This window comes from Polynucleobacter sp. 35-46-11, assembly GCF_002281105.1.
Map to the genome: position 1 here is coordinate 1 of NZ_NCFJ01000327.1, position 2,893 is coordinate 2,893.

Genomic DNA, 2,893 nt, shown 5'->3' on the forward strand with positions numbered 1-2,893 from the left:
CTTAAATTGGTTTTGGAGGCTGCTTGTGCCATATGACTTGGTAGCTTATCCATCAAACTAGCCATGCCCCCCATCTGTTGCATCTGCACCAGTTGATCACGGAAGTCGCCCAGATCAAACCCGCCTTTAGAAATCTTACTCGCCAACTTTTCTGCTTTGGCAACGTCAACGTTTTGTTGGGCTTGTTCAACCAGTGCAAGAATGTCGCCCATACCCAAGATACGGGTTGCCATGCGGTCAGCATCGAATGCTTCGAGGCCATCCATTTTTTCAGCAACACCAATGAACTTAAGTGGCACACCAGTAACTTGACGTACAGAGAGTGCGGCACCACCTCGTGAGTCACCATCGAGTTTGGTGAGGATTACACCAGTGAGTGGGAGTGCCTCATGGAATGCTTTGGCTGTATTAACAGCATCTTGACCCAACATCGCATCAACAACAAACAAGGTCTCGATCGGATTGAGATTGGCGTGCAAGGTTTTAATTTCTTGCATTAGCGCTTCATCAATACCAAGCCGACCAGCCGTATCTACCAAGAGCACATCAAAATAATGGCGGCGAGCCCAATCAAGAGCAGCAGCAGCAATTTCACTCGGCTTTTGATTGATATTGCTTGGGAAAAATTCAGCGCCAACTTGTTTAGTGACGGTTTCTAGCTGTTCGATAGCTGCAGGGCGATAGACGTCACAAGAAACAGTTAAAACCTTCTTTTTCTTCTTTTCTTCTAGAAACTTGGCTAACTTACCTACCGAGGTAGTTTTACCGGCACCCTGTAAGCCAGCCATCAGAATGACTGCTGGAGGTTGAGTAGCTAGATTCAGTTCACCACTTTGCGCGGTATCTCCACGCATGACTTGGGCTAGCTCACGTTGCACCACCCCAACAAGCGCTTGGCCGGGACTAAGGCTTCCAACCACTTCTTCGCCAAGGGCTTTAAATTTAATTTGCTCGAGTAAAGATTTAACGACTGGAAGTGCAACGTCCGCCTCCAGCAAGGCCAGCCGGATCTCCCGCAGCATTTCTGCGGTGTTTTCTTCGGTAAGGCGAGCTTGCCCCCGCATTGTTTTCACAACACGAGATAGACGGTCGGTGAGATTCTCTAGCATTTATCGATTAGACTTTCCAGATGGATATTTTAGGTTACTCAGGCTCGGGATGGCTCCCATCTGCACTTTATTTACTGCTTTTGGTCTTTTTAAGTTCGCGACCAAAGGGAAAAATTGAATCTCCAGCTTTTACAGGCTTGGTTCAGGCATTCATCTTATTGATTTTGCTAGTACATGGAATTGTGCTGCACGACTCGGTCTTTACCCCTGAGGGATTTGTTTTTGGTTTTGCCCAGGATTTGTCACTAATCGCTTGGGTTGGCCTCGCTTTTTATTGGTTTCAGTCTTGGTTTTTGCCGATCTCTAGCTTGCGTTGGCTAGTTTTGTGTTTTGCACTGATCTGCTCGGTATTGCCCGCCCTTTTCTCAGGCACCTTAATTTCTCCAAAGGCCGTCTCTGATCCTTGGTTTAAAGGGCATTTTATTGTGGCTACGATCTCAGTTGGATTATTGAGTTTGGCGGCGATGCATGCCATGTTGATGAGTATTCAGGACCGAGCATTGCATCGTCAGTTAGCCATTCTCCCCAATAGTCGTATAGCCCACTGGCTTGAGGATTTGCCGCCCTTGATGACAATGGAAAGTTTGTTGTTTAACTTACTGTATGTGGGTGTTGCACTTCTGAGTTTGACTGTATTTTCAGGTCTACTTTTTTCACAAGCATTATTTGGTAAGCCGCTTGTTTTTGATCACAAGACCATCTTTGCATTGATTTCCTGGCTCTTGTTTTCTGGACTTCTCATAGCCCGTTGGCGTGTTGGTTTACGTGGGCGTGTGGCCGTTCGTTGGGTCTTGAGTGCTTATGTCGTCTTGCTACTGGCTTATGTTGGCAGTAGATTTGTTTTGGAAGTAATTCTTCAGAGAGTATGACGTTTTGATTAAGTGGCTTTTACTAATTGCTGGCGCAGGCGCTTTGTACCTTTGGATAAAAGGAAAAAAACAAACAAAGCTCAATAGCGATGAGGCTGCCAAGATAAAGGCTGAGCGAAACAAAGTTGTTGAGCCAGAAGTGATTGTCCAGTGCCGCCATTGTTCAGTGCACCTTCCAAAGCCCGAGGCGATTAGGCGAGAGGATCGCTATTATTGTTCTCAAGAACATCTTGATAGCCTGGACGATCAGGGTTGGCTGGGTTCTGCCGCTTGGCGAATTTCACCAAATCAGGATATTCGGCCAGAAGGTGTCGCTCCTGATTTAGTGGTGATTCATCACATCAGCCTTCCGCCCGGCGGTTTTGCAGATCGAAACTCAACGCAATTCATTGTGGATTTTTTCCAAAATAGGCTTGATTCATCGCTTCACCCTTATTTTGAAGAAATTGCTGATCAAAAGGTATCCAGCCATTTCCTGATTGCACGTAATGGTGAGGTCTATCAGTTTGTCTCTACTCAGAAGAAAGCCTGGCACGCCGGTGTTTCATCTTTTTTAGGTCGCGAGAAGTGCAATGATTTCTCTATTGGAATTGAGTTGGAGGGTGATGATGAACATCCTTTTGAAGATATTCAGTATTCCATCCTGGCTAAATTAAGCGCTCAACTAAGTGCTTCGTACCCTAATCTAAAATTTGCTGGCCATAGCGATATTGCCCCTGGCAGAAAAACAGACCCCGGCATTCAATTTAGTTGGCAAAAGTTCCAAGCCAAAACTGGCATTTCAGCTAAAAAAATACCCTTTGGTTTGGACCCTCGCTAGAGCTCCTAAGTAGTATGTGAGTACACGCTCACTTTATTGCCCTTTAGTTAAAAAGGGCTAGTAATTTCGCACCAAAATAGCCCTTAAATTCCTGG

The 2,893-nt window shown here is 45.8% G+C and carries 3 protein-coding genes; 2 read left to right on the plus strand and 1 reads right to left on the minus strand.

Annotated features, from left to right (window positions below; translation table 11 throughout):
• On the minus strand, positions 1-1,109 hold a 1,109-nt coding region (locus tag B7Y67_RS14335; protein WP_293599221.1), incomplete at its 3' end, for a signal recognition particle protein.
• 20 nt (positions 1,110-1,129) lie between these two features.
• Here B7Y67_RS14335 and B7Y67_RS14340 point away from each other — a divergent pair.
• Both B7Y67_RS14340 and ampD read left to right on the plus strand, forming a co-directional pair.
• Positions 1,130-1,978 (plus strand): inner membrane protein YpjD, encoded by an 849-nt coding sequence (locus B7Y67_RS14340; protein WP_293599222.1) that lies wholly within the window; start codon positions 1,130-1,132, stop codon positions 1,976-1,978.
• A gap of 4 nt (positions 1,979-1,982) precedes the next feature.
• Positions 1,983-2,798, plus strand: coding sequence for a 1,6-anhydro-N-acetylmuramyl-L-alanine amidase AmpD (ampD, locus tag B7Y67_RS14345; protein ID WP_293599223.1), 816 nt, complete (start codon positions 1,983-1,985; stop codon positions 2,796-2,798).
• Positions 2,799-2,893 lie beyond the last annotated feature (95 nt).